We start from the raw sequence: 22,926 nt of genomic DNA on the forward strand, positions 1-22,926 counted from the left end.
TCGATGCCCAAAGGGCGGTAAGAATTTAAAGAAAAAAATCCATGCGGAAGTAGATCGGCGCTTCACGTTCCGTGATCGGGTCCGGTCGTTCCAAAGAGTGTGCAAAGGTCACCGTGGCCGCGACGTTCTTGCCGCGTGCAAACAGTTCCAGGGAATTGCTGGTCATGCGCCCATGCTGTTCGGCGTTGTAGCGACCGTGGCGGATCACGCCTTGGTCGTAGCCGAGGCTGGTGCCGTATTCGTTGAACGCCGGCTGCAGCCACACCCAGGTCACCGGGCGGCTCCAGCGCAGGTCGTTGCGCCAGTAGCCGCCGCTATCGCCGGCCAGGCTTTGGTCCTTGTAGCCACGAATCGAGGACTGCCCGCCCAGGCTCATGCGTTGCGGGCTGAACAGCACGTCTTCGCTGCGTTGGCCGGTCATCAGGCTGCTGAAGCTGAATGACTCGCCCCACAGCTTGAAGGGGTACAGGTAGCTCACCGTCGCGGTGTATTTGCGGTAGCGCGCATCGGCCTGGCCGGGGCGTGGGTTGTGGTTGGCCTGGGCGTCGAACGCGCCAATGCCGTCCTGCATGCCCAGGTCGATGTTGAGGAATGAACCGCCAATGCGCCGGCCGTGGTTGATGCCAAACTGGGCTTCGCTGAGGCGGTTGCTGCTCAGGGCGAGCTTGCTGTCTTCGATGAAGTTGTTGGTGCGCAGGTAGGCCACGCCGGTGCTGAGGGAGGTCTTGCTCAGAGCGTCGCGGTGGACGACTCGCTCCAAGCGCAACTGGTGGCTCTGGCTGTCACCGGACTGCTTGAAGTTGAAGCCGCTGGCCTGGGCCAGGGAGCGGTATTCAGTCTCGCTGTAGCTGTAATTGAGGTTCCACCAGCCAAACGGCAGGTTGTAGTTGAGCATCGAGTTGCGTGAGGTTTTCTGGTGATCGCTGACGGCGTCGTGTGCGCCACGCAGGGAGAGTTGGTCAGCCAGGCCGAGCGGGTTATCCCAATCGAGACTGGCGCCCCACTGTTGTTCGCCGGTGCTGCGTTGGCCGCCGTTGTGGCGAGATAGACCAACACGCCAGGGTTTTTGCGGGGTGTTCTTGACCAACACCTCGCTGCCGCCGACTTGTTTGCCCGGTGCCAATTCCATCTGCGCCTGGTTTGAGGGAAGGCGGTTCAGTTGGTCGACCATCTGCTCGATTTCGCGCAGGTTGAGCAATTCACCCTTTTGGCCTGGAAAAGTCATGGCGAGCTGGCGGTCAGTGATCCCGCTGCCCTCTGCACCCTTCATGCCCTCCAAGCGGCCTTCCACCACTTGTACCTTGAGGTTGCCACTGCCGAGGTTTTGTTGCGGCAGGTAGGCGCGACTGGTGACCAGACCTTTGGCCAAGTAATGGTCGGTGATGACCTTGAGCAGATCATTGAGCTGCGGCACGCCAAGACATTGACCGATGTAGGGCTTGGTTAGGCTGGCGCGCTCGCCTTCGGACAGCGCGTCGGCGCCGCTGAGTTCAATGGTGTTGATGGCGAAACAGCGAGTGTCGGCGGGCGCTGTCGGCTTGGCTGGGGCGGCGGCTTTGCCGGGCAGGTCCTTGAGCTCTTCGAGGCGGCGCTGTTGCTCTTCGAGCAGGCGATCCTGACGGTCACGGATCAGGTCGGTGACGCCTGGCGTGTTCTGCGGGGTTGCGCCTTGGGCCATCCCGGCCGTGCTCAGGCAAAAAAATGCGAACAGCAGGCAAAGCCTGGTCCGACGTACCGAACGCCACATTTCTAGATCCCTCTAAGTGGCCTTGTGCCACTATTTTTTTCAGCGATCTTAGAGTGGCGATTTGATGGCGTCAATTAAATGTATGATTTTGTTTCGGCGTTGAAATGTTGATATCAAGTCGCAAGACGCGGCAGAGACCGAATTCACCGCGCAACCCTATCCCTGCTCGAGTCAACCTCGCGCACCCGGATTCTCAAGGCCGCCAAGCGCCCTCGCGAACAGCCACCGCTGATCAATAAAGATGTTCGCCGTGGGGGCCATAATGGGGGCATCGAAAAGTTTTTCGGACCTTAAAAGACCGTTCCAGAGCCAAGTCAAAATGTTCTTCGGCGACCCTGAGAGTCTTTAGGCGTCGCCGGGCAGGCTGTTTGGCTGATCATTTTTGCCTTCCCACCAACCATGGAGCTCCATTCACTTCCGGTGGATTGCTAAATTGGGGGCACATTTGAGGGCATGCTTTGGATGGTTTGAAAATGCTCCGCATTTTTCGATACGGAGCATTCTCTTAAGGGGCTGGACAGATTGCCAGGTTTTCACACTGTCTGTTGCAGCCCCCTTTCATACTCAAATTGAAATCACCTAGCAAGCAAAGATTCGAAGCTTGCATTTAGGTCACCTCAGATAAGGAGATTCACTTCATCGTCGGCATAGAGAACTCGACTCCCTCCCGAATTCCCGAAGACGGCCAGCGCTGGGTGACCGTTTTACGCTTGCTATAGAAGCGAACCGCATCCGGGCCGTAGGCATGCAAATCGCCAAACAACGAGCGCTTCCAGCCACCAAAGCTATGATAGGCGACAGGTACTGGGAGCGGTACGTTGACACCGACCATGCCGACCTTGATGTTGTCAGAGAAGTATCGGGCTGCTTCACCATCGCGAGTGAAGATACAAGTGCCGTTACCGTATTCATGAGCATCGATCAGTTGCATCGCCTCTTGCATGCTCTGCGTGCGCACGATCAACAGCACCGGCCCGAAGATCTCTTCCTCGTAGCAACGCATGCCGGGTTTGACTTGATCGATCAATGTCCCCCCAACAAAAAAACCGTTCTCGCAAGCTGGTACCTGAATGTTTCGACCATCCACTACGACCTGTGCGCCCTCCTCTTCTGCGCTGTCGATGTATCCGATCACCTTTTGCTGATGTTGGCGAGTGATCAGAGGGCCGAAGTCGTTGCTCTTGTCTTGATAGGCGCCGACCTTGAGACGGGTCATTGCTTCGTGCATTTTGCTGATCAAGGCATCGGCTGTTGCATCACCTACTGTGACCGCTACAGACAGAGCCATGCATCGTTCCCCCGAAGATCCAAATGCAGCCCCCACCAACTGGTTGACCGCATTATCGATGTCCGCATCTGGCATGACGATCGCGTGGTTTTTTGCTCCACCCAATGCTTGGCAACGTTTGCCATTTGCCGCAGCCGTCCGGTAGATGTACTCAGCGATTGGTGTCGAGCCTACAAAACTCACCGCCTGAACACGATGGTCGTGGAGCAAGGTATCAACGGCCTCCTTGTCACCATTGACCACGCTCATGACGCCATTCGGCAAACCAGCTTCCTCCAGCAGTTGGGCGATGAACAGGGTCGAACTTGGATCGCGCTCGGAGGGCTTCAGGATGAAGCAGTTGCCGCAGGCAATCGCCATAGGAAACATCCATAGCGGCACCATCGCAGGGAAGTTGAATGGCGTGATTCCAGCAACTACCCCCAGCGGTTGGAACTCACTCCAAGAATCGATATTGGGGCCAACATTTTTGCTGTGCTCCCCCTTGAGCAACTCGGGCACACCACACGCATATTCAACATTTTCGATGCCCCGCTGAAGCTCGCCCATGGCATCGTGGACAATTTTCCCGTGCTCTTCACCAATCATTTGGCAGATACGTTCGGCATTCTGCTCAAGCAGTTCTTTGAAACGAAACATCACCCGAGCGCGCTTGATCGGTGGTGTGTTGCGCCACTCAGGAAAAGCCGCTTCAGCGGCAGCAATGGCTTTTTCGACCGTTAGTTTCGAGGCCAGCGCAACCTGTTTGGTGACTTCGCCCGTTGCAGGATTGAACACGTCCTGAGTGCGCTCAGTGTCAGTGACAATCTGGCCGTTGATCAGATGACCTACAGTAATCATGTGAGTGTTCCTTATTTTATGTACGCGGCAGTTACCGCTGAAGTGATGAAGAGGCGTGGTGATCGTTTTGGCTACCAGAGGTTTCGGTAGAGCTCGATCATCTCGTCGACCGAAGGCACCCGAGGATTGTTGCCCGGTGAACCGGATGCGAGGGCTTGCTCAGCCATAATTGGCATCAGCTCGAAGAAGCGTGCGCGACTGATACCAAAGCCTTCAGGTGTAGGAACTTGCAGCTCGTCATTGAGGGCTTGCAGTTCGACGAGCAACTTAGCGTTGGCGCTATCGTCGCTGTCCTCAACGGTCGCAACACCAATGGCCCGTGCACAATCGGCGTAACGTTTTGGGGCGCCTGGGATGGAGAAAGCTGTTACGCCTGGCAGCAGCATCGCGTTGGAAAGTCCGTGTGGCACATGGAAAAAGGCTCCAATCGGGCGGCTCATACCATGCACCAGGGCAACCGAGGCTGCCGAAAACGCAACGCCGGCCAAGGTAGATCCCAGCATCAGCGCCTCGCGCGCTGCAATGTCCTGGCCAGCGTGATAGGCCCGGCGCAAGTTCGGGCCTATCAGGCGCATCGCGGCCAGCGCCTGACTGTCACTGTAGAGGTTGGCTTTGAGGCTGACATAGGCCTCAATGGCGTGGGTTAGTGCATCGATACCGGTATCCGCCGTGACACGAGCTGGCAGGGAGAGCGTCAGGGTGTAGTCGACCAATGCCGCCACAGGCATAAACCCGATGCCGACGCAGAGCATTTTTTCGTCGTTCTGTTCATCAGTAATGATGGTGAAACGGGTAACTTCCGAACCGGTACCCGCTGTGGTTGGTACTGCGATGATCGGCAAACCTTGCTCGCTCACCTGCCGTGGAAATTTATAGTCACGCATCTCGCCACCGAACTTGGCGAGAATGCCAATGGCTTTGGCACTGTCGATTGGACTGCCACCACCCAATGCAATGATGCTGTCATAGTCGCCCGATCTAGCATGTTCAACACCGGCACGAATCGAATCGACCGTGGGCTCAGGAACAGTGTCGGCGAAAACGTCGGCGCTCAAACCTTTGCTTGCAAGTACATCCTGGATACGACCGGCGTAACCGAGTTGCACCATCATTTTGTCAGTGATGATCAATGGTCGATGGCAACCCAGGCTAGCGAGCACATCTGGAATGGCCTCGCTGGCCTTGGCGCCCACCTGCAGGATGCGCGGCAGAACTATTTGATTCGACATGTTGCCTCCGAAAGTTTCCCTGTGGGGGCGTCGACTCCAGGAGAGTGCTGCCCCCTATTTTTCTTGTGATGGAAGTCGCCGAGGTAGATGGGCATTTGTGAAACTTCTTACCCTTGACCTCTGACGGGAATGTCAGCTGGGCAAATACTCTTGGCTCCAGCTGTCGCTGATAACGCTGAGGGTCATGAGAGCGTCAACTTCACTTTCGCTGTAACCGAGTTCACCCAAGACAGATCTGGTTGAAGCGCCAAATTTTTCTGCTGGTGAAAGGCTGCGGATCGCCGCATGGCGCGGGCGTATGGCAAAGGGATCGAGCTGAGTTACGCAGCGCCCACTTGGATGATCGGCATAGACACTGAACGAGTAGCTCCCGTTGTCCGTGCCCGGGTAGTTGTCAGCAGGTCGGCTGTAGCGATTGCGGAGATTGTCGATGTTATCCGGGACAGCAGCGGCGATTCCGGCTTCCTGCAAACGGCGTTGCCAGGTTTCTCCCGCCGCCTTGGCCAGAGCTGCACTGAGGAAAGCCGCGTGGTCATCTGCTGCAAACAGACCGTTCAAGCCTTGAACTGCATCCAGTCTGCCCAGATCCGCTGGATCTGCATCGAGGTATAGCCAACCGTCAGCGGTTCGATAGAAACGCGACAGATCGCTATAACCCAACACCTCACGACCCGCCGGCTCATCAAAAGGTGCGCGCCCCGAGTAGTCGTAACAGAAAGGAACTTGAACCAGGTTGCCCAAGGCAGCCAGTGACGTCCGAGCTCGGCTGACCTTGCCTGTTCTGGACTTTTGATACAACGCTGTGGCCACGCCAAGCGCAGCAGCGAAACCGCACATCACATCAATGGTGCCAACATGAGCATGTTCTTCCGGGGTCTGCATACCGCCACCAAACCGCAGCATGATGCCGGTCGTGGCCTGGATGAGATCGTCGTAACCCAAGTAGTCAGTTCTAGGGCCGCGGCGCGGGCCACCGAAGCAGTCCAACTGGCAGAAAATCACCTCAGGATTCACCGCCTTCAGGCTGGCTTCATCTAACCCTAAAGGCGCCAGTTGGCGATCAGGCGCATTCATGACAATGACATCCACTGACTTCACCAACCTGTCGAATACCTCACGCCCCTCCTCTTGATTGAGGTCGACCAACACGCTTTGCTTACCGCGCGCCGAAGACATACCGAACACCACGGTGTTCCATGGATCGTAATTAGGCTTGGTGGGGTCAAGCTTGATGACATCCGCACCGAATCGCCCGAGGAATGAGGTCGAGTGCGGGCCGGCAATCACGTTGGTCAGGTCGAGAATACGAATACCGTCCAGCCATCCTTTTGAGCACGGCTGATTGGCCACTGGCAATTGCTCGCGAGTGCCTTCACTCAAGGTGGCCAATGCCTCCTCGATACTGACTTCTCGTCGTGAGAGCGGAGACAGCATCAACTCTGCACTGTCTTCCAGCCAGGCTATAGCACCAGGCTGTTTCATCAGCCCATATTGATGATCAGTGACGTCAACCACTAGGCCTGCAGTGTTTGCATGCTCATCGTGCAACCACTCTTGAGTTGAACGATGAGGAGCGCCAGGAAACTGCCCTTCACCGAAGATTTTTTCCCATTGCGCAGCCGTCTTGGTCAGGAAGACTTCCTTCATCCGCGCCGAGATAACCTTGGCCCAATGAGCTGGTAGTGGATAAACACCGAGTGAGGCATCACCTTCCCATTGTGCAAATGGAAGGTAAGGATCTTCAACTTTGGGAAGGCCTGCAGCGAGCATTTCCTCGTACAAACCCATTGCCTGTAGGCAGCGTTTGGCATGCGAGCGATGGGAGGGGCAAACTGCGTAGAATTTGCGTCCGTCAGCACATTCATAGGTACGGTAGAAGGGGTCGAGGTACTCCTGCAAATCCTCATAACTGAGGTTCATCGGCAGGTTCTCGGTGCGTCGACGCTCAATCTCCTTTTCACGCAAGGTTTTGTAGCGCGCTGGATAGCCGTCGATCTTGATTGAGTTGTAAGAAAGTCCCTCCATGACCGCCGAAGCGAGCGGCACTTCGATCTCATCCCCCATGCCAGTGCGTTGTCTGGATTGTAATGCCAGCACCACAGCCGAGACGGCGAGCATAGTGCCGTAAGCGGATGCCAGTGGCAGTGGAGAAAAGCTCGGGTTAATGCCCATCAACACCCGGTTTTGCCCCATATCAGTGAAAACCCCTGAGGCTGAAGCGATAATTGCCTCAGTGGCACGCCATTGGCTTCGGAGTTCATCATTCGTTGCAAAACCTGGAATGGACAAGGTGATCAGTTGCGGGTGTTCACGACGCAACTCGGAAAAATCCAGCCCCAGTTTTTTCATCACGCCAGGACGGAAGTTCTCAATCACGATGTCGGCTTTCGCGATCATCTGCCTCGCGTGGCGCAAACCCTCAGGGGACTTCAAGTCCAAGCGTAAGCACTGCTTGTTTCGGTTGAGGACGGCATTCGCCGGGCTATCCCAGAGCGGGCCAGCGGGTGGATCAATATGGATGACCGTGGCCCCGAGATCACCCAGGATCATTGCGACAGCGGGGCCGGCAATGTGTTGGCCAAAATCGATAACGTTCACACCGCAAAGGGGTAGCTGACTGAGGTTTGTCATGTTTCACCCATTATTTTTATTGTCCTGCTTCTTCAAGCTTTCAGGCAGGGTTTAGGTTTTCAGAAGCCGTCTGCAGAGGCTCAAAGCGTTTCAGGCTTGGCCCATTGAGTGGCGATCTGGGAGTTACTTTCGAGAAAAGTTGGGGACTGCGAAAGCAATAAAAAAAAACCCTATGGGTTCATTTTTTTTATGCAATAGGAGTAGGATTTATGGGTTAGCGCTACAAGACGTACGCTGGCTCGCCCCGCAGCCAGGCACTTTTTCTCAGAGAATTTTGAGCCATGAAGAAGCGACTACCTCCGCTTAACTGGTTGCGCGCGTTCGAGTCAGCCGCTCGTCACCTCAGCTTCACGGAGGCGGCGGTAGAACTAAGCCTCACTCAGGCAGCCGTCAGTCAGCAGATCAAAGCGCTGGAATCGCAGCTCGGCGCAGCGTTGTTTAAGCGTCTACCTAGAGGCCTGGAACTGACGGAACCTGGCTTGGCCTTTCTACCCGTTGTCCATGAATCGGTGGAACGTCTGGCAGCAGCGACCGATGAAATATTCGGTCAAGGGCACCGGAAGGTACTCACAGTGCGCAGCAGTCTGGTTTTCTTTACTCACTGGCTGGCGGGTCGTATGCCGCGATTTCGTGAGCAGCATCCAGATGTCAATTTGCGCATCACCAGCAACATCTGGATGGGCGAAACCGATCTCGAATCCGATCTGGAAATTCGCTATGGCAGCGGAAAATGGACTGGCCTGAAGAGTGAACGGCTGACCTGGGATTTGCTTTTCCCTGTGTGCGCCCCTGGTTTGCCCACAACGCAAAAGCCCTTGAAAACGCCAAGAGACCTTCGTCACCACGAACTTCTGCATGTCTTGGGTTATGAGGAGGGATGGGGCTATTGGTTGAAAAAGGCCAAGGCCGACGACGTTGACTCATCTCAAGGACTGCAGTTCGACACGCTTATTTCCGCACTGAAAATGGCGGAGCTGGGTCAAGGCGTTGCCTTGGCGCGATCATCGCTCGTCGAGCAGTATCTTGAATCAGGACAACTCATCGCCCCTTTGACTGCAAAATTCAAAACCTCAGAAGCGTTTTACTTAGTGTATTCCCCGCACAAAATCGTCAATCCCCAAGCGGCAGCTTTCGCAAGTTGGCTGATGGAAGAAGCGTCCGCCGCGCGTAGCGAAGAATGAGGAAGTGATTTTGAATCCCTGAATGCCTGAAAGCCCTTCACCCTGCCCATCAATAGATAATTTTTGTGCGCCCATAAAAAAAATCGCCCCATTGGGCTTTTTTTTATTGCTTTTACCTTCGGATTTTTTTGCCGAGAGTAAAGCCCTGATCGTCTCTTCGGTTGCTCACGCACCCCCGTGCAAAGAGCTCGTGACGGTTTCCCACAAAAATAAAAACGAGGGGTCTCACGCATGAAAAGCGCAACGTTTCTTTTGCTATCCGGCATCGTGTCCTGCAGTGTTTACGCAGAAAACACTCTCACGGTTGTGTCCTACGGCGGCAACCTGACTAATGCCCAGATCCAAGCCGCACACAAACCCTTCACTGCCGCCACGGGTATCCGGGTGATTTCGGAGGACTATTCCGGGGGCATCGCGCAAATCAAGACTCAGGTAGACAGCAAAAAGGTAACTTGGGACGTAGTCGATGCTGAAATACCGAACGTCATTCGTGCCTGTAATAACGGCCTGCTCGAACGAATCGACCCCGCCACCCTGGCTCCTGCACCGGATGGAACACCTGCTGCAAAGGATTTTCTGCCAGGGGCCCTGACGGAATGCGGCGTGGCGAGTTATGTCTGGTCGACAGTCATGGCCTACAACACCAAAGCCTTCAAGGGCGAACAGCCCCATACCCTGAAAGACTTTTTCGACACCAAGCGCTTCCCAGGCAAGCGAGCACTGCGTAAAGCACCTCAAGTCAATCTTGAATGGGCGCTGATGGCCGACGGCGTGCCCCGTGAAAAGGTGTACGAGATGCTGGGGACTGAAGATGGCCTGGATCGAGCTTTTGCCAAGCTCGACACAATCAAAAAGGACACCATCTGGTGGGAAGCCGGGGCACAAGCGCCGCAACTGCTGGCCGATGGCGAGGTCAGCATGATCTCAGCCTATAGCGGGCGTATCGTGATTGCGCAGCAGAAAGAGCAGCAGCCGTTCAAAATCGTGTGGGATGGTCAGATGTACGACATGGAGGCTTGGGTAGTGCCTGCCGGCAACCCGAAAAAAGATCTGGCGATGGATTTTTTGAAGTTTGCCACTCAGAGCTCGGTGCTGGCTGACCAAAGCAACTATATCGCATACGGCCCGACACGACTCTCGGCGCAAGCCCTGGTAGACCCGAAGGTCAAACCCAACTTGCCAACCAGCCCAGAAAACTTTGCCAGCGCGCTACAGGTGGACTCCCAGTGGTGGGGAGACCATGCAGACGAACTCAACGAGCGCTTCAACGCTTGGCTGTCCAAGTAACCAAAAACTCAACCACAACCTTGCCGCAGCACACCTGACACACCCCTTTGGCGGGCCCGGGCGACTTTTCGTGCCCGGCTCCTCTACAGCACCAATAACAAGAGATATCTCCCATGCGTACTGAATCATTCGTTAGCTTTCGAAATGTGCAGAAGAGTTATGACGGCGAACATCTGGTCGTCAAAAACTTCAACCTCGAAATCGAACAGGGTGAGTTCGTCACCATGCTTGGCCCATCAGGTTCCGGCAAGACGACATGTTTGATGATGTTGGCAGGGTTCGAGACCGTGACTCATGGGCAAATCTGCATTGATGAAAAACCGGTAAATGATATAGCTCCGCAAAAGCGCGGTATCGGCATGGTGTTTCAGAACTATGCCCTTTTCCCTCACATGACCATTGAAGAAAACCTCGCGTTCCCACTGAAAGTGCGCAAATTGCCCCGGCAAGACATCGAAGACCGGGTGCGTAAATCACTTGACCTGGTGGCCTTGGGACAATTCGCAAAGCGAATGCCGGCTCAGCTGTCTGGCGGTCAGAAACAGCGTGTTGCACTGGCCCGTGCATTAATCTTCGAGCCACGTTTGGTGCTGATGGATGAACCGCTTGGAGCGTTGGATAAACAGCTTCGTGAACAGATGCAATATGAAATCAAGCGCCTGTCAAAACAGCTCGGCATCACAGTTGTGTACGTCACTCACGATCAGACTGAAGCCCTCACGATGTCGGATCGCATTGCAGTCTTTAACGATGGAATTGTCCAGCAACTGGCCAATCCGTCCGACCTTTACGAAAAACCGCAGACCGCATTTGTCGCGAGCTTCATCGGCGAGAACAACCGGCTGATGGGGCAGATTATCGAGCGCCAGGAACGTTACTGCCAGGTGCGTGTTGGTGAGCATCTCGTCAAGGCGCTGGCCGTCAATATCCACCCTGTAAGCTCGACCACCACACTGTCGATTCGTCCTGAGCGCGTGCAGCTTGGCGCACGTCCAGGTGAGTACGACAACCATATGCCGGCCCGCATTGAGGAGATCATATACCACGGTGATCATTTGCGAGCGCGCTTGAAACTGGCAGGCAACGACGAGTTCATCGTCAAGATGGTCAACACCGCAGGACACGCCGCTCCCCAAGCCGGCACTTGCATCGATGTGGGTTGGTCAGCCGACGACTGTCGGGCGCTGGACGCCTGAAGCCCTACAACGACTTTACTGTTTTGCCGGAGCACCCAGATGAACAACTCATATACCGTCAGCCCCATATTAGAGACCGTCAGCGAGTCCCTACCTCAAGGAAACCTGAAGTCCAGCCTTGACCGGGCAGAACGTCTAAACAAGACTAAATCACTGCTATTGGTCGTCCCATTGCTGGCATTCATTACGGTATTTTTCTTGCTGCCTATTGGCGCGATGTTGCTGCGCAGCATCCAGAACCCGACCCTTTCCACGGCGATGCCACAGACCGCAGCCGCATTAGCCAACTGGGAGGGCACAGCCTTGCCAGACGAGCAGTTGTTCGCCACCGTGGGTCATGAAATCCTCGCCCTGCAGGAGACCCGACAATTGGACAGTGTCGGCTCCGATCTCAATAGGGTGATGAGTGACGCCAAGAGCCTGATGGCCCGCACTGCACGTGGCCTGGCCAGCAAGGTCGTCGTGCCGGGTGCGTTTAACACCACAATGACCGGCATCGACAAGCGCTGGGGGCAGATCGGCACCTGGATGCAGTTGAAGAAAATGGCGCCAGCCTACTCCGCAACTAACTATCTCGCTGCCTTGGACCTGCGTTATGACGACCAAGGTAAGGTTGTTCAACAACCTGAGAGCCGACGCATCTACGTCAGCATTCTGATCAAGACCTTGATGGTTGCACTGGGTATCACGGCGCTGTGCATGATCCTGGGTTACCCGCTGGCCTACATGCTCGCCACCCTTCCGGCAAAAACCAGCAACCTGTTGATGGTCATGGTGCTGTTGCCGTTCTGGACATCACTTCTGGTACGCACCAGCGCCTGGATGGTGATCTTGCAATCCAACGGTGTGCTGAACAGCACGTTGAACAGCATGGGATTGATCAACCAGCCACTCGAACTCATGTACAACATGTTCGGAACGGTCATTGCTATGACACACATCCTTCTGCCTTTCATGGTGCTGCCGATGTTCAGCGTCATGAAAAGCATCGACACAACCTATACCCGTGCAGCGCACTCCATGGGCGCCAGTTCATTCCGCACTTTTGTGCAGATCTATTTTCCCTTGTCTCTGCCTGGATTGAGCGCTGGAGGCATCCTGGTGTTCATTCTGGCGACGGGGTACTACATCACTCCGGCGTTGGTGGGTGGGCGTACCGGACAAGTCATCAGCAATTTCATTGCCTACCACATGCAGACCTCCCTGAACTGGGGACTGGCCGCCGCCATCGCGTCCATCCTCCTGATGATTGTCCTGGTGCTGTACTGGATTTATGACCGGGTCGTGGGCATCAACAATATGAAACTGGGGTAATCAAGATGAGTCTTCCAAGCTATACCAGCCCGATGGGCAGAGTCTGGTTCTTCAGCGTTCGAAGCTTTGCGGTATTGGTGCTGTTGTTTCTGACTTTGCCAATATTGGTAGTGGTGCCTTTGTCATTTAACGTCGAGCCCTACTTCAGCTTTACCAGCGGCATGCTCAGCCTTGATCCAGCGGCCTTTTCAATGCGTTGGTACCACACGCTTCTCGAGGATCCACTGTGGGTGCTGTCGTTCAAGAACAGTCTGCTGATCGCCTTCTGCGCAACGGTGATTTCAACGGCACTCGGGACGTTGGCAGCACTCGGCTTGTGTCGCGCTAATCTGCCGTGCAAGGGACTGCTGATGGGCACCCTGATTTCGCCGATGATCGTACCGGTGATCATCTCTTCTGCCGGCATGTACTTTTTCTACAGCGCATTGGGCATCGGGCAAAACCACCTTGGCATCATTCTGGGCCATGCGGTACTAGGTACGCCATTCGTCATCATCACAGTGACGGCGACATTGGTTGGTTTCGACCACTCGTTGACCAGAGCAGCGACTAGCCTCGGAGCTTCTTCCACCTATACATTTTTCCGCGTGACCTTCCCCATTATTCGTCCTGGGATCATGTCCGGCGCGCTCTTTGCGATGGTGACCTCATTCGATGAGGCGGTGCTGGTGCAATTTCTTGGCGGGGTTGAGCAACGCACCATACCGCGCCAGATGTGGTCAGGTATGCGCGAACAGATCAGCCCAACCATACTGGCGGCGGCCACGTTACTGATTCTCGGCTCGGTGGCATTGCTGGTCGCTGTTGAACTCATGCGTCGACGCTCGTTGCGCCTACGAGGCATCAAAGAGTAACGAGCGTAGTTCCTGAGGCCCGTGAGACGCTCACTTTTATAAAGATGCGTCAAAAAAGAAACCGGGCAGAGGTTAGGCAATCTCTGTTTCGGTTTATCTACTCCAACCGCCTAGGCAACCGTCATGGCAGTTATGAAATTGACTTTGTAGACGATCAGTCTAATATCCTTAGCCATGATCAACTCCTCGCAAACTCCTCGCCGTGGCCGTCCGCCCAAGGTATCCCGACAGAATCCGGATACCCGTGACGCACTAATTCGCTGCGGGACAGAAATTCTAACTGAGCAGGGCTTCATGGCCACCGGCATCGACGGCGTATTGAAAACGGTCGGTGTTCCAAAAGGCTCCTTCTACCACTACTTCGATAGCAAGGAAGATTTTGGACGGGCCGTGATGGACAACTACGCAGCTTACTTCGCCAACAAGCTCAAACGCTGGTTTCTCGATGACTCAATGACTCCTCTGCAGCGTGTTCTAGCCTTCGTCGAGGACGCGAAAGGAGGGATGGAGAAATACCAGTTCAGACGCGGCTGCCTGGTAGGTAACCTTAGCCAGGAAGTAACCATTCTTCCCGCAGGTTTCCGTGAGCATCTGGATGCCACCCTATTCGGTTGGCAGCAACAATTGGCCACCTGTCTAAGAGAGGCACAGGACGCTGGCGAACTTGCCAGACATGTTGATTGCGCAGAACTCGCTGCGTACTTTTGGATTGGTTGGGAAGGTGCGGTGCTCAGAGCACGGCTGGTGAAAAGCACAGCCCCTTTAAATACGTTCATCAACGGATTCATGGCCGGATTACCGCGTTAATTTTTTTGGCCTTTTATAGACGATCGGTCTAATTGAGGAAAACCTTATGTTCCATGGCATTCTGATTGAAAAAAATGACACCAGCAGTCTCGTAAAATTAGCCAGCTTGGACGAAGCACAACTGCCTGACGGTAATGTGACGGTTCGTGTTGCTTATAGCACCCTCAACTACAAAGACGCACTGGCGATAACGGGACAAGGCCCGGTGGTACGCAAGTTTCCGATGGTGCCTGGTATCGACCTTGTGGGGACGGTTGAGGAAAGTAGCCATCCTGACTTCAAGGTCGGTGACAATGTGCTGCTTAATGGATGGGGCGTGGGTGAAGCGCACTGGGGTGGCCTGGCTCAAAAAGCTAGAGTCAATGGTGACTGGCTTATTCCACTGCCTCGCGGGTTCACCGCGCAACAAACCATGGCAATTGGCACAGCAGGTTATACGGCGATGCTCTCGGTGCTCGCTTTGGAGCGTAACGGCGTGACACCGGATGCGGGCGAAGTATTGGTGACAGGAGCCAATGGTGGCGTTGGCAGTTTCGCTATCGCCCTCCTCGCTGGCTTGGGCTACACCGTGGTGGCTTCAACTGGTCGTCTTGAAGAATCTAATTACCTGAAGAGGCTTGGCGCCTCGGAGATCATTGATCGCTCAGTATTAAGCGGGCCAGGTCGCCCACTTGCCAAAGAACGATGGGCAGGCGCGATTGATTCGGTTGGTAGTCATACGCTGGCCAACGTCTGTGCCAGCACCCGTTATGGAGGTACCGTTGCGGCATGCGGACTCGCGCAAGGGATGGACTTACCTGCCAGCGTTGCCCCCTTCATTTTGCGTGGGGTGACACTGGCTGGTATCGACAGCGTGATGCGTCCGCGAAGAGATCGGATCGCAGCTTGGGATCGTCTGGTAAGAGATCTTGATATCTCTATCTTAAAAGAAGTAACGCGAGAGATTGGTTTGGACGCGGTTGTTCAGACGGCAAAGCAACTGCTCGCAGGCGAAGTACGCGGACGAGTTGTGGTTAACGTCAATAATTGACAGCATTGTTTCAGGCAATAAGGTGTCTACGAAACCCGGGGCGATTCACTGTTCATGTTGAGGTGTCCTGCGGGGGCTTCGCAAAAGCGACAAAAGCAACCCTCTGCAAGGGTTGCACCAGGTTCGATCGGGAGGTCAGATCTGCGACAGCCCGCCGTCGACCATCAGTTCCACCCCGTTGACATATTTCGCATCGGCGGATGCGAGGAACAGCGCTGACGAGGCGATTTCTTCAGGTTGGGCCATGTACCCCAGCGGAGTGATCTGCTCGACATGGTGGCGCAGCGCGGCAATGTCGCTTTCGCTCATCTTCAAGCCGTTGTCCATCAAAGGGGTGCGGGTGAAGCCAGGGCTCAGGACATTCGTTCGGATCTTGCGGCCTTTGAGTTCGTTGGCCCAGGTCCTGGCGAAGGACCGCACTGCAGCCTTGGATGCGTTGTAGAGGCTCAGTCCTTCCATCCCATTGCTGGAGCAGATAGAAGCCGTCAGCACAATCGAAGCGCCGTTTTTCAACAAAGGCATCAACGTCTGCACAGTAAAAAACACGCCCTTCACGTTAATGTCGAAGAGGTTGAAGTACGCCGCCTCGGTGGTCTCGCCCAGCGGGTTCTTTTCGCAAATACCCGCGTTGGCGAACACTGCGTCCAACTGATCGTTGCGGGCCTCAATCGTCGCCTTGAGCTGATCGAGATCAGCCTGGCGCGCGACATCGGAAATAACCGCGATCGCTCTATCGCCAAGCCTGGCCACCGCAGCCTCCAGCGAGGCTGCAGAACGCCCAGTGATGTAAACACGCCTGGCGCCCTCTGCAATCAAACCCTGCGCAATCGCATACCCGATCCCGGTGGATGCGCCGGTGACCACTGCCACCTGACCAGCGAATTTACCTGACATATCTGACTCCTCAGTCTCGTTTGTGTGGACCGACTGGAACCACAGTGCGGCCATTTTGAGAGGAATCAGGCACTCGACGGCACTGCCATAAATGAACGCTGGGCGTTCAATTTTGTGAGGCGTCAGCCCAAGTTTGATCGTTTAGATTGGGCCCCATTGATTCGGAGCATGACCCGCCATCGTGAATATTCTGGAACCGAAGGGTTCCAGGCAGGAGACCTTATGCCACAGACAAAAAACGTCCTACCGGAACCGCGGCGCTGGTTGATGTTCGCCATCTTATTGGTCGGTGCGTTTTTACCGCCGCTGGATTTTTTCATCGTGAACGTGGCGCTGCCCTCGATCCAGCAATCGCTCGGCACGGCCTCCTCCGCCGAACAGTTGATCATTTCCTCGTACGCGGCGCTTTATGCCGTGACACTGATTACCGGCGGACGGCTGGGTGATATCTACGGTCGCATGAGAATGTTTTTCCTTGGGCTGGTTGGTTTCGCAGTTGCCTCACTGATCTGCGGCGTCGCCGAGTCACCTTGGGTGTTGATCGCCGGACGTTCGCTGCAAGGCGTGACGGCAGCCGTCATGGCGCCCCAGGCACTCGCTTCTGCGCAGGCTATATTTCCCGAGTCCGAAAAGCCCTTGGCGCTGAGTCTCTATGGCGCGGTCTTTGGACTGGCGTCGGTAGCCGGCCAGGCACTTGGCGGGATATTGATATCGCTCGACTTGATGGGCTTGGGGTGGCGGGCGATATTTCTGGTTAATCTACCGATTGCGTTGCTGGTCATTCTGATCGCCATTGCCGTGGTCAGGGAAACCCGCGCGCAACAGACAAGCAAGCTGGATCTGGGTGGAACCGTCCTGTCCATGGCGACCCTTGGGGCGCTGATCGTTCCATTGATCGAAGGGCGTGAAGCCGGCTGGCCCTTGTGGGCCTGGCTGTCGCTTGCGGCAGTACCGCTGCTGGGCTGGCTGTTCTGGCGCTACGAAGCCCGTTTGCACCAGGCGCAAGGCGCACCGTTGCTTGATCCTGCCGCGCTGCGCACGCCTGGGTTGGGCCGGGCACTGCTCGTTGCCCTGACCTTCTACGCGATCGGCGTGTTTTTCCTGCTGTTTTCCATATATTTACAGGGAGCGCTGCATACGAGCCCACTCAATGCAGGCCTGATCTTCCTTCCTTTTGGCGCGGGATTTTTGCTGGGCCCGCTTTCCACCCCTCAATTCAGGCGTTTCCTGGGGGCTTACGTAAACCCCGTCGGAATGGGGCTTGAGGTGCTGGGGTTCGTGCTCCTGGCCTGGCTCGTGGCGCACACACCGATGGCCGTCACGCCCCCTGCGCAGCCCCTCGCCGTCATTCTGTTTCTGATCGGTTTCGGACAAGGACTGGCCCTGCCGACATTGATACGAATGATCACAGGACGCGTGGCGCCCGCGTATTCCGGCATGATTGCGGGCATTGCCAGTTCTACCCTGCAAATCAGCACATCACTCAGCGTGGCGATAATAGGCGGCATTTTCTACACCCTTCTGGGCACGGATACGGACGCGGCCGCCATCACTCACGCCTTCACCGTTTCCATACTCTGCATCGCGGCATGCCTGGCCTTGGGCGCGGGACTCAGCCTAAGCCTGGCGCGCCAACCGGCTGTGCAATTGCAAACGGCAGCCCTGCGCCCAGTAGAGTGAATCATCGGCCCTGCTGCGAGCCGATCATGCCCGAGGCAAGGTCGGCAAGGGCACGAAGACTGTCCATCTGCCGCATGTCCTGGTGGTAACCCATCCAGATGTCGCGACCCGGTGGCGGTTCATGCGGATCAATCAGCCGCAGCGCTGTCAACTGGTCGCCCAGGACGCGGGGCAATACGGCGACACCCTGCCCTTGCGCGCACATGTGCGCCTGGGCTGTGCGGCTGCTACTGGTGAACACCTTACGGGCCAGAGGGTAACGCTGCTGCAGCCATTGCACATCGGGATAGTGAGACTGGGCAACACTCATGGTGATCAAACCCACCCCGTCGCCCTGCGGCTCGGGGTCAGCGGATCCGACGGCCGCGTATAACCCGTAGCTCAAGGTAGTCAGTTTGCGGTGGACAATATCGGATTCGGTGAAAGGAACGATCCGAAAGGCAATGTCGGCGTCGCGACGAGCCAGGTCAAACAATCGATGCCCTGCGATGACCTCGGGCACGATCAGCGGATAACGTCGCCCCAGTTCGTTCAGGACCGGGGCCAGCACATAACAGGCGAACCAGTCGGCGCAAGAAATGCGCAACACACCTTCTGGCTGTGCGCTGTCCCCCGCAAGGCGCCTTTCGATTGCCAAGGCACTTTGTTCCATTTCCTGCGCCAGACTGAGCAGCTTTTCCCCGCTGTCGGTCAGGACCAGGCCTTGGGTGGTACGCAGGAAAATGGGCTGGCCACTGGACTGCTCAAGCACCTGCAAGCGTCGCCCCACGGTCGGATGGCTGACACCCAACTGCTTGGCGGCAGCGCCCAACGACCCGCTACGGGCAATCGCAAGAAAGACCCGCACATCACTCCAGTCCATGCGTTACCCCGTACAAAAATGAGCAGTGAGAGTGCAGCAATGGCACTGCCGTAGCAATCCCAGGGCCGACATACTGCTCTGCATACACCTTCGTTGAAACACCAACCGGGGACTGCAAATGTCGACTTTCGGGAGTCGCGTACGACCACTTCAACCTGACCGCAGGACCCTGACGGTCATTAATCAAACACTGAAAAGCTTCCACAGTATCGCGTAAGGCATCTCATCATGAGCAATGTCATGCGACCGAAAATAATAAACAGCCGATGCGCTTTCCAAGCCCTTATGAACAAATGCACCGTCAGACATAACACGATAAGAGGCGTACTCCATTAACCTGTCAGAACCAAGAGCGCCAAGCGCCTCTTTTATCTGACGGTAGGTCGCACCCGCCCCAGCTGGAAGTAATTCAGCCGGCGGTTGGCATACAGCCAGGTCATCATTTTCAACATCCCTGTAGTAGGCCCTTCGAAATGCAGCCTCACTGCTGGCCCAGTAGAGGGATAGCAAACTCAGTTTTTCCTCTCCCTCAACAGAACAGGCGTCAGCTAAAAAATATTGATTATCTGAAATCTTGTACGCGCCGTCGTCCATGGCGAGCACGCGTTGTTCCCGTAGATCAACGACACCCCCCACCTTCGACTTGCACAGCGACGACCACTCTTTCATGTTATCTGCCTCTAGCCTATTGCGGCCATTTGAATATCCGGCCTTCGACCCTGCCAGCCTTGAGTGCACTCAAACTGCGGCTACCCTGAACAATGTCCCATTCAACAACGGCAAGAATCAGGAGTGGTGGAAATGCGCAGTTTTACCCTTCAACGTATCGATCACGTTGTTTTGCGGGTCAAGGACATTGAGCGCAGCCTGGCGTTCTACACATCCGTGCTGGGGTGTGATGTCAAAAAACGCCGTGACGACCTCGGCTTGATTCACCTGAGCGCTGGCACATCCATGATTGACCTGGTTGATGTGAACGGGCCGATCGGGCGTCAGGGTGGGCAGCCGGCGGGCGAGCAAAGACACAATGTCGATCACGTTTGCCTGCGGGTCGAGCCGTTCGATGAACAGGCCATACTCCAGCATTTGGCGGCAGCCGGGGTATCCGCTGAAGCGGCCGTGATGCGGTATGGCGCGGAGGGAACCGGGTTGTCGATGTATCTCAATGACCCTGATGATAATCAGATCGAGTTGAAAGGCCCTGCGGTGCAGGCTTGATGGCTGGAAAGCGTCGAGCCTGAGTCATCATCCGAGTGCGCCGGTGCGGTGCCCCCACCGTCAGGCTTCGGCGCCCTAATCGAAAGCCCCCTCGAGCACCTCATAAATGAGGTAGAGGTTTGCCTCGCGCCAAATTCTTCTGTATGCCAGGCGGCAGTGATGGGCCTGGAGTCCAATAGTCGCGATAGCCGCCAAGCACCCCTTGGAATGTAGTCGACATTGGCGATAAGCCGCACGCCTGTTTTTCACATAATAAAAATAGGTAATCTTATTTTGGATATAAATAATATTAACTGATAATTAGCTTATTCCAAAAAAGACTTTCACGACCGTTTTTTATAGAGATATCTTCACTTCACAGACCGACCCCATACCTGGCGGAGGACGCACCCCCACCCTCCAGGTTATCTCCATGCCAGACATCGCACTCCCCACGTCCCTCAAGAAGTTGCCTCTTTCGCTGCTGACCGGCTCCCTGCTCCTGGCCGCTGCGCCCGCCTTCGCCGACGATGCCAAGCTCGACACCGTCACCGTGATTTCCACCGGCCTGCGTGGCCAGCAACGCACAGTGGCCGACAGCCCGGCGCCGATCGATGTGATCAACAGCGACCAATTGCTCAAGACCGGGCGCGCCGAGTTGTCCGAGGCGATTGCCAAGCTGCTGCCTTCTTTCAACTTCGGCACCAACATCGCCGGCTACAACTCGGTGACGCGCCCGCTGAGCAACCGCAGCCTGGGACCGGCCTACACCCTGGTGCTGGTCAACGGTAAACGCCGGCATAACGGCGCCACCGGCCAGCGCGGTTCCATCGATAACAGCGGTGCGAATGCGGTGGACATCGACCTGATCCCGGTCAGCGCGGTGGACCATATCGAGGTGCTCAAAGACAGCGCGGCTGCACAGTACGGTTCCGATGCAGTCGCAGGCGTGATCAACATCATCCTCAAGTCCGGGAAAAGCGGCGGCCACCTGGAGACCAGCTACGGTCAGTTGTATTCCGGCCAGGGCGAGACCATCAAGGTCGCGGGTGACCAGGGCTTTGAACTCGGCCAGGGCGGCTTCTTTCACTTCTCGGCCGATGCGCGCAAACGTGGCAGCGCGTCGTGGAACGACAAGGCCGACAGCAGCGTGCGAGCGTTCGCTGACCCAGCCAAGGAAGCGGCCTGGGACCGCGTGGCGATCAAGAACGGCGATCCTGACCTCAAGGCCTTCAACCTGGCCTACAACGCCGAACTGCCGCTGGAAGACCTGACGCTGTACTCGTTCTCCACCTATGGCGAACGGGATGCCGAGGCGGCCAACTACTTCCGCCTGCCCACGGGCACGGCGGCAGTGCCCGAGGTGTTTCCCGACGGTTACTTCCCACTCAACAACATCAAGGACCGCGACTACCAGTTGCTGTTCGGCGGCAAGGGCCTGGTGGCCGACTGGAACTGGGACCTGAGCACCACCTACGGGCGCAACAACGTGCACCACTCCAGCGACCTGAATATCAACCCGTCGCTGGGCACCGCGTCGCCGACCAGGTTCGATAACCTGGCGACCTTCCGCTTCGAGCAGTGGGTCAACAACCTCGACTTCACCCGCCACTACGACAGCCTGTTCAACCTGACGTCGCCGGTGCAGGTATCCGCAGGCCTGGAACATCGCTGGGAGCATTTCAGTACGTTCGCCGGCGAGCGCGAGGCCTATATCACCGGTACCTACCCTGCCGCGTCCGGCGCACAGGCGGCGGTGACGATTCGTCCGGAAGATGAAGTCAGCCTGATCCGCAATAACTACGCCGGCTACCTGGACCTGGGTTTCGACCTGACGGACCGCTGGTTTCTCGACGTCGCCGGGCGGGTCGAGCACTACGACGATGATTCGGGCAACACCTTCGGCCTGAAAGTGAACTCACGCTACGAACTCACCGACACCGTAGCCGTGCGCGGTACCCTGGGCACCGGTTTCCGCGCGCCTTCCCTGACCCAGATCGGCTACACCGTGGCCGACAACCGCGTGGCCGTCGATGTGAACGGCAACGTGGTGCCGGCCGTGACGCGCCTGACGCCGTCCGGCAGCAACCTGGCCAAGGCGCTGGGCGGCGATGACCTAAAACCGGAAAAATCGCGCAACCTGGGGCTGGGCCTGACCTGGCAACCGGCGCCGCGCACCAGCATCACCGCGGATGCCTACCTGATCGACATCGATGACCGCATCGCCCTCACCAGCAATATCTACGACCGTGGCAACGGCGCGATCAACGCCATTCTCGCCGCCCAGGGTGTACCGACCGGCACCTGGGTCAACTACTACACCAACGCCTTCGACACGCGCACCAAGGGCCTGGACGTGGTCGCCGACCACACCACACCGCTGGAGGCCTGGGGCGATGTGCGCTGGAGCCTGGGCTTCAACTGGAACAAGACCACGATTGAAGGCACACGCGACACACCGGCGGCACTGGCCGGTTCCGGCGTGACCCTGGTCGGCCGCGACCGCGAAGGCGACCTGACCGACGCGTCACCCAAGACCAAGTGGATCCTGGGCGCCAACTGGAAGGTCGAGGACCTGGCCGTCAACCTGCAAACCGCGCGCTACGGCGCGGTCAAGACCCTGGCCGTCAACCCCTCCGGCGACCGCAGCTTCGGCGCCAAATGGATCACCGACCTGGACGTCAGCTACACCTTCGTCGACAGCCTCACCGTCAGCATCGGCGGCACCAATATCTTCGACGTGCGCCCCGACAAACACGCGGTGTACAGCAACCTCGGCCTGGCCGCCTACGGCAACCCGCCGTTCTACCCGGGCGGCGGCTACTGGTACACCAAGCTCGCCTACGACTTCTGATCCACACGCCACATGAGGGCACCCCATTGAATACC

17 protein-coding genes and 1 pseudogene are annotated in these 22,926 nt (G+C 56.5%); 10 read left to right on the forward strand and 8 right to left on the reverse strand.

All coding sequences use genetic code 11. From position 1 onward, the window contains the following. Positions 1–25: 25 nt before the first annotated feature. The 4 genes from M2497_RS16490 to M2497_RS16505 all read right to left on the reverse strand — a co-directional run bounded on the left by M2497_RS16490 (position 26) and on the right by M2497_RS16505 (position 7,735). A complete protein-coding gene (locus tag M2497_RS16490) occupies positions 26–1,747 on the reverse strand; it encodes a ShlB/FhaC/HecB family hemolysin secretion/activation protein (protein WP_282578166.1) in 1,722 nt (573 codons plus the stop codon). A gap of 631 nt (positions 1,748–2,378) precedes the next feature. Then, positions 2,379–3,875 (reverse strand): CoA-acylating methylmalonate-semialdehyde dehydrogenase, encoded by a 1,497-nt coding sequence (locus M2497_RS16495; protein WP_248481661.1) that lies wholly within the window; start codon positions 3,873–3,875, stop codon positions 2,379–2,381. Between the two features lie 71 nt (positions 3,876–3,946). Then, on the reverse strand, positions 3,947–5,104 hold the full coding sequence (locus M2497_RS16500; protein ID WP_041983780.1) for an iron-containing alcohol dehydrogenase: 1,158 nt from the start codon (positions 5,102–5,104) through the stop codon (positions 3,947–3,949). A 132-nt stretch (positions 5,105–5,236) separates the two neighbouring features. After that, on the reverse strand, positions 5,237–7,735 hold the full coding sequence (locus M2497_RS16505) for a CoA transferase (RefSeq protein WP_248481663.1): 2,499 nt from the start codon (positions 7,733–7,735) through the stop codon (positions 5,237–5,239). A gap of 281 nt (positions 7,736–8,016) precedes the next feature. Between M2497_RS16505 and gcvA the strand changes: the two genes are divergently transcribed. The 7 genes from gcvA to M2497_RS16540 all read left to right on the forward strand — a co-directional run bounded on the left by gcvA (position 8,017) and on the right by M2497_RS16540 (position 15,404). Continuing rightward, entirely contained in the window at positions 8,017–8,916 is a 900-nt protein-coding gene (gene gcvA, locus M2497_RS16510) for a transcriptional regulator GcvA (protein WP_248481666.1), read from the forward strand. A gap of 231 nt (positions 8,917–9,147) precedes the next feature. Beyond that, positions 9,148–10,203, forward strand: coding sequence for an ABC transporter substrate-binding protein (locus tag M2497_RS16515; RefSeq protein WP_248481668.1), 1,056 nt, complete (start codon positions 9,148–9,150; stop codon positions 10,201–10,203). Between the two features lie 113 nt (positions 10,204–10,316). Further along, complete coding sequence (locus tag M2497_RS16520) at positions 10,317–11,399, forward strand: ABC transporter ATP-binding protein (RefSeq protein ID WP_248481670.1); 1,083 nt, start codon at positions 10,317–10,319, stop codon at positions 11,397–11,399. Between the two features lie 39 nt (positions 11,400–11,438). Then, positions 11,439–12,713 carry an ABC transporter permease gene (locus M2497_RS16525; RefSeq protein WP_248481673.1) on the forward strand — a complete coding sequence of 425 codons (1,275 nt, stop codon included), beginning with the start codon at positions 11,439–11,441 and terminating at the stop codon, positions 12,711–12,713. Positions 12,714–12,718: 5 nt separating this feature from the next. Continuing rightward, positions 12,719–13,567 carry an ABC transporter permease gene (locus M2497_RS16530; RefSeq protein WP_248481676.1) on the forward strand — a complete coding sequence of 283 codons (849 nt, stop codon included), beginning with the start codon at positions 12,719–12,721 and terminating at the stop codon, positions 13,565–13,567. Between the two features lie 174 nt (positions 13,568–13,741). After that, positions 13,742–14,374 (forward strand): TetR/AcrR family transcriptional regulator, encoded by a 633-nt coding sequence (locus tag M2497_RS16535; RefSeq protein ID WP_248481677.1) that lies wholly within the window; start codon positions 13,742–13,744, stop codon positions 14,372–14,374. A 46-nt stretch (positions 14,375–14,420) separates the two neighbouring features. Then, positions 14,421–15,404, forward strand: a complete 984-nt coding sequence (locus tag M2497_RS16540) for an MDR family oxidoreductase (RefSeq protein ID WP_248481678.1) — start codon at positions 14,421–14,423, stop codon at positions 15,402–15,404. Positions 15,405–15,539: 135 nt separating this feature from the next. Here M2497_RS16540 and M2497_RS16545 read toward each other — a convergent pair whose 3' ends face one another. Continuing rightward, positions 15,540–16,298 (reverse strand): SDR family oxidoreductase, encoded by a 759-nt coding sequence (locus tag M2497_RS16545; RefSeq protein ID WP_248481679.1) that lies wholly within the window; start codon positions 16,296–16,298, stop codon positions 15,540–15,542. A 168-nt stretch (positions 16,299–16,466) separates the two neighbouring features. Here M2497_RS16545 and M2497_RS16550 point away from each other — a divergent pair, with 168 nt between their 5' ends. Next, on the forward strand, positions 16,467–17,978 hold the full coding sequence (locus M2497_RS16550; protein ID WP_248481680.1) for an MFS transporter: 1,512 nt from the start codon (positions 16,467–16,469) through the stop codon (positions 17,976–17,978). A 1-nt stretch (position 17,979) separates the two neighbouring features. Here M2497_RS16550 and M2497_RS16555 read toward each other — a convergent pair whose 3' ends face one another. Continuing rightward, entirely contained in the window at positions 17,980–18,840 is an 861-nt protein-coding gene (locus M2497_RS16555) for a LysR family transcriptional regulator (protein WP_248481681.1), read from the reverse strand. A gap of 183 nt (positions 18,841–19,023) precedes the next feature. Continuing rightward, positions 19,024–19,509 carry a hypothetical protein gene (locus tag M2497_RS16560; RefSeq protein WP_248481682.1) on the reverse strand — a complete coding sequence of 162 codons (486 nt, stop codon included), beginning with the start codon at positions 19,507–19,509 and terminating at the stop codon, positions 19,024–19,026. Positions 19,510–19,641: 132 nt separating this feature from the next. Here M2497_RS16560 and M2497_RS16565 point away from each other — a divergent pair, with 132 nt between their 5' ends. Then, positions 19,642–20,058: a VOC family protein gene (locus tag M2497_RS16565; RefSeq protein ID WP_248481683.1), complete on the forward strand. Its 417-nt coding sequence runs from the start codon at positions 19,642–19,644 to the stop codon at positions 20,056–20,058. Between the two features lie 112 nt (positions 20,059–20,170). On the opposite strand, the pseudogene M2497_RS16570 reads toward M2497_RS16565, so the two are convergent. Further along, positions 20,171–20,260: pseudogene (locus M2497_RS16570) on the reverse strand (hypothetical protein); the annotation flags it as partial. 210 nt (positions 20,261–20,470) lie between these two features. Here M2497_RS16570 and M2497_RS16575 point away from each other — a divergent pair. Beyond that, positions 20,471–22,891: a TonB-dependent receptor gene (locus M2497_RS16575; protein WP_248481684.1), complete on the forward strand. Its 2,421-nt coding sequence runs from the start codon at positions 20,471–20,473 to the stop codon at positions 22,889–22,891. Positions 22,892–22,926: the final 35 nt, after the last annotated feature.

The organism is Pseudomonas sp. CYM-20-01, from assembly GCF_023169845.1.
Classification (GTDB): Bacteria; Pseudomonadota; Gammaproteobacteria; order Pseudomonadales; family Pseudomonadaceae; genus Aquipseudomonas; species Aquipseudomonas azotoformans.

What these genes read in the sequence shown, in the direction of transcription:
- M2497_RS16560 (WP_248481682.1), bottom strand. Translation starts at nt 19,509, where the DNA reads ATGAAAGAGTGGTCGTCGCTGTGCAAGTCGAAGGTGGGGGGTGTCGTT.
- M2497_RS16540 (WP_248481678.1), top strand. Translation starts at nt 14,421, where the DNA reads ATGTTCCATGGCATTCTGATTGAAAAAAATGACACCAGCAGTCTCGTA.
- M2497_RS16545 (WP_248481679.1), bottom strand. Translation starts at nt 16,298, where the DNA reads ATGTCAGGTAAATTCGCTGGTCAGGTGGCAGTGGTCACCGGCGCATCC.
- M2497_RS16515 (WP_248481668.1), top strand. Translation starts at nt 9,148, where the DNA reads ATGAAAAGCGCAACGTTTCTTTTGCTATCCGGCATCGTGTCCTGCAGT.
- M2497_RS16555 (WP_248481681.1), bottom strand. Translation starts at nt 18,840, where the DNA reads ATGGACTGGAGTGATGTGCGGGTCTTTCTTGCGATTGCCCGTAGCGGG.
- M2497_RS16490 (WP_282578166.1), bottom strand. Translation starts at nt 1,747, where the DNA reads ATGTGGCGTTCGGTACGTCGGACCAGGCTTTGCCTGCTGTTCGCATTT.
- M2497_RS16500 (WP_041983780.1), bottom strand. Translation starts at nt 5,104, where the DNA reads ATGTCGAATCAAATAGTTCTGCCGCGCATCCTGCAGGTGGGCGCCAAG.
- M2497_RS16520 (WP_248481670.1), top strand. Translation starts at nt 10,317, where the DNA reads ATGCGTACTGAATCATTCGTTAGCTTTCGAAATGTGCAGAAGAGTTAT.
- M2497_RS16525 (WP_248481673.1), top strand. Translation starts at nt 11,439, where the DNA reads ATGAACAACTCATATACCGTCAGCCCCATATTAGAGACCGTCAGCGAG.
- M2497_RS16575 (WP_248481684.1), top strand. Translation starts at nt 20,471, where the DNA reads ATGCCAGACATCGCACTCCCCACGTCCCTCAAGAAGTTGCCTCTTTCG.
- M2497_RS16565 (WP_248481683.1), top strand. Translation starts at nt 19,642, where the DNA reads ATGCGCAGTTTTACCCTTCAACGTATCGATCACGTTGTTTTGCGGGTC.
- M2497_RS16550 (WP_248481680.1), top strand. Translation starts at nt 16,467, where the DNA reads ATGACCCGCCATCGTGAATATTCTGGAACCGAAGGGTTCCAGGCAGGA.
- M2497_RS16530 (WP_248481676.1), top strand. Translation starts at nt 12,719, where the DNA reads ATGAGTCTTCCAAGCTATACCAGCCCGATGGGCAGAGTCTGGTTCTTC.
- gcvA (WP_248481666.1), top strand. Translation starts at nt 8,017, where the DNA reads ATGAAGAAGCGACTACCTCCGCTTAACTGGTTGCGCGCGTTCGAGTCA.
- M2497_RS16535 (WP_248481677.1), top strand. Translation starts at nt 13,742, where the DNA reads ATGATCAACTCCTCGCAAACTCCTCGCCGTGGCCGTCCGCCCAAGGTA.
- M2497_RS16505 (WP_248481663.1), bottom strand. Translation starts at nt 7,735, where the DNA reads ATGACAAACCTCAGTCAGCTACCCCTTTGCGGTGTGAACGTTATCGAT.
- M2497_RS16495 (WP_248481661.1), bottom strand. Translation starts at nt 3,875, where the DNA reads ATGATTACTGTAGGTCATCTGATCAACGGCCAGATTGTCACTGACACT.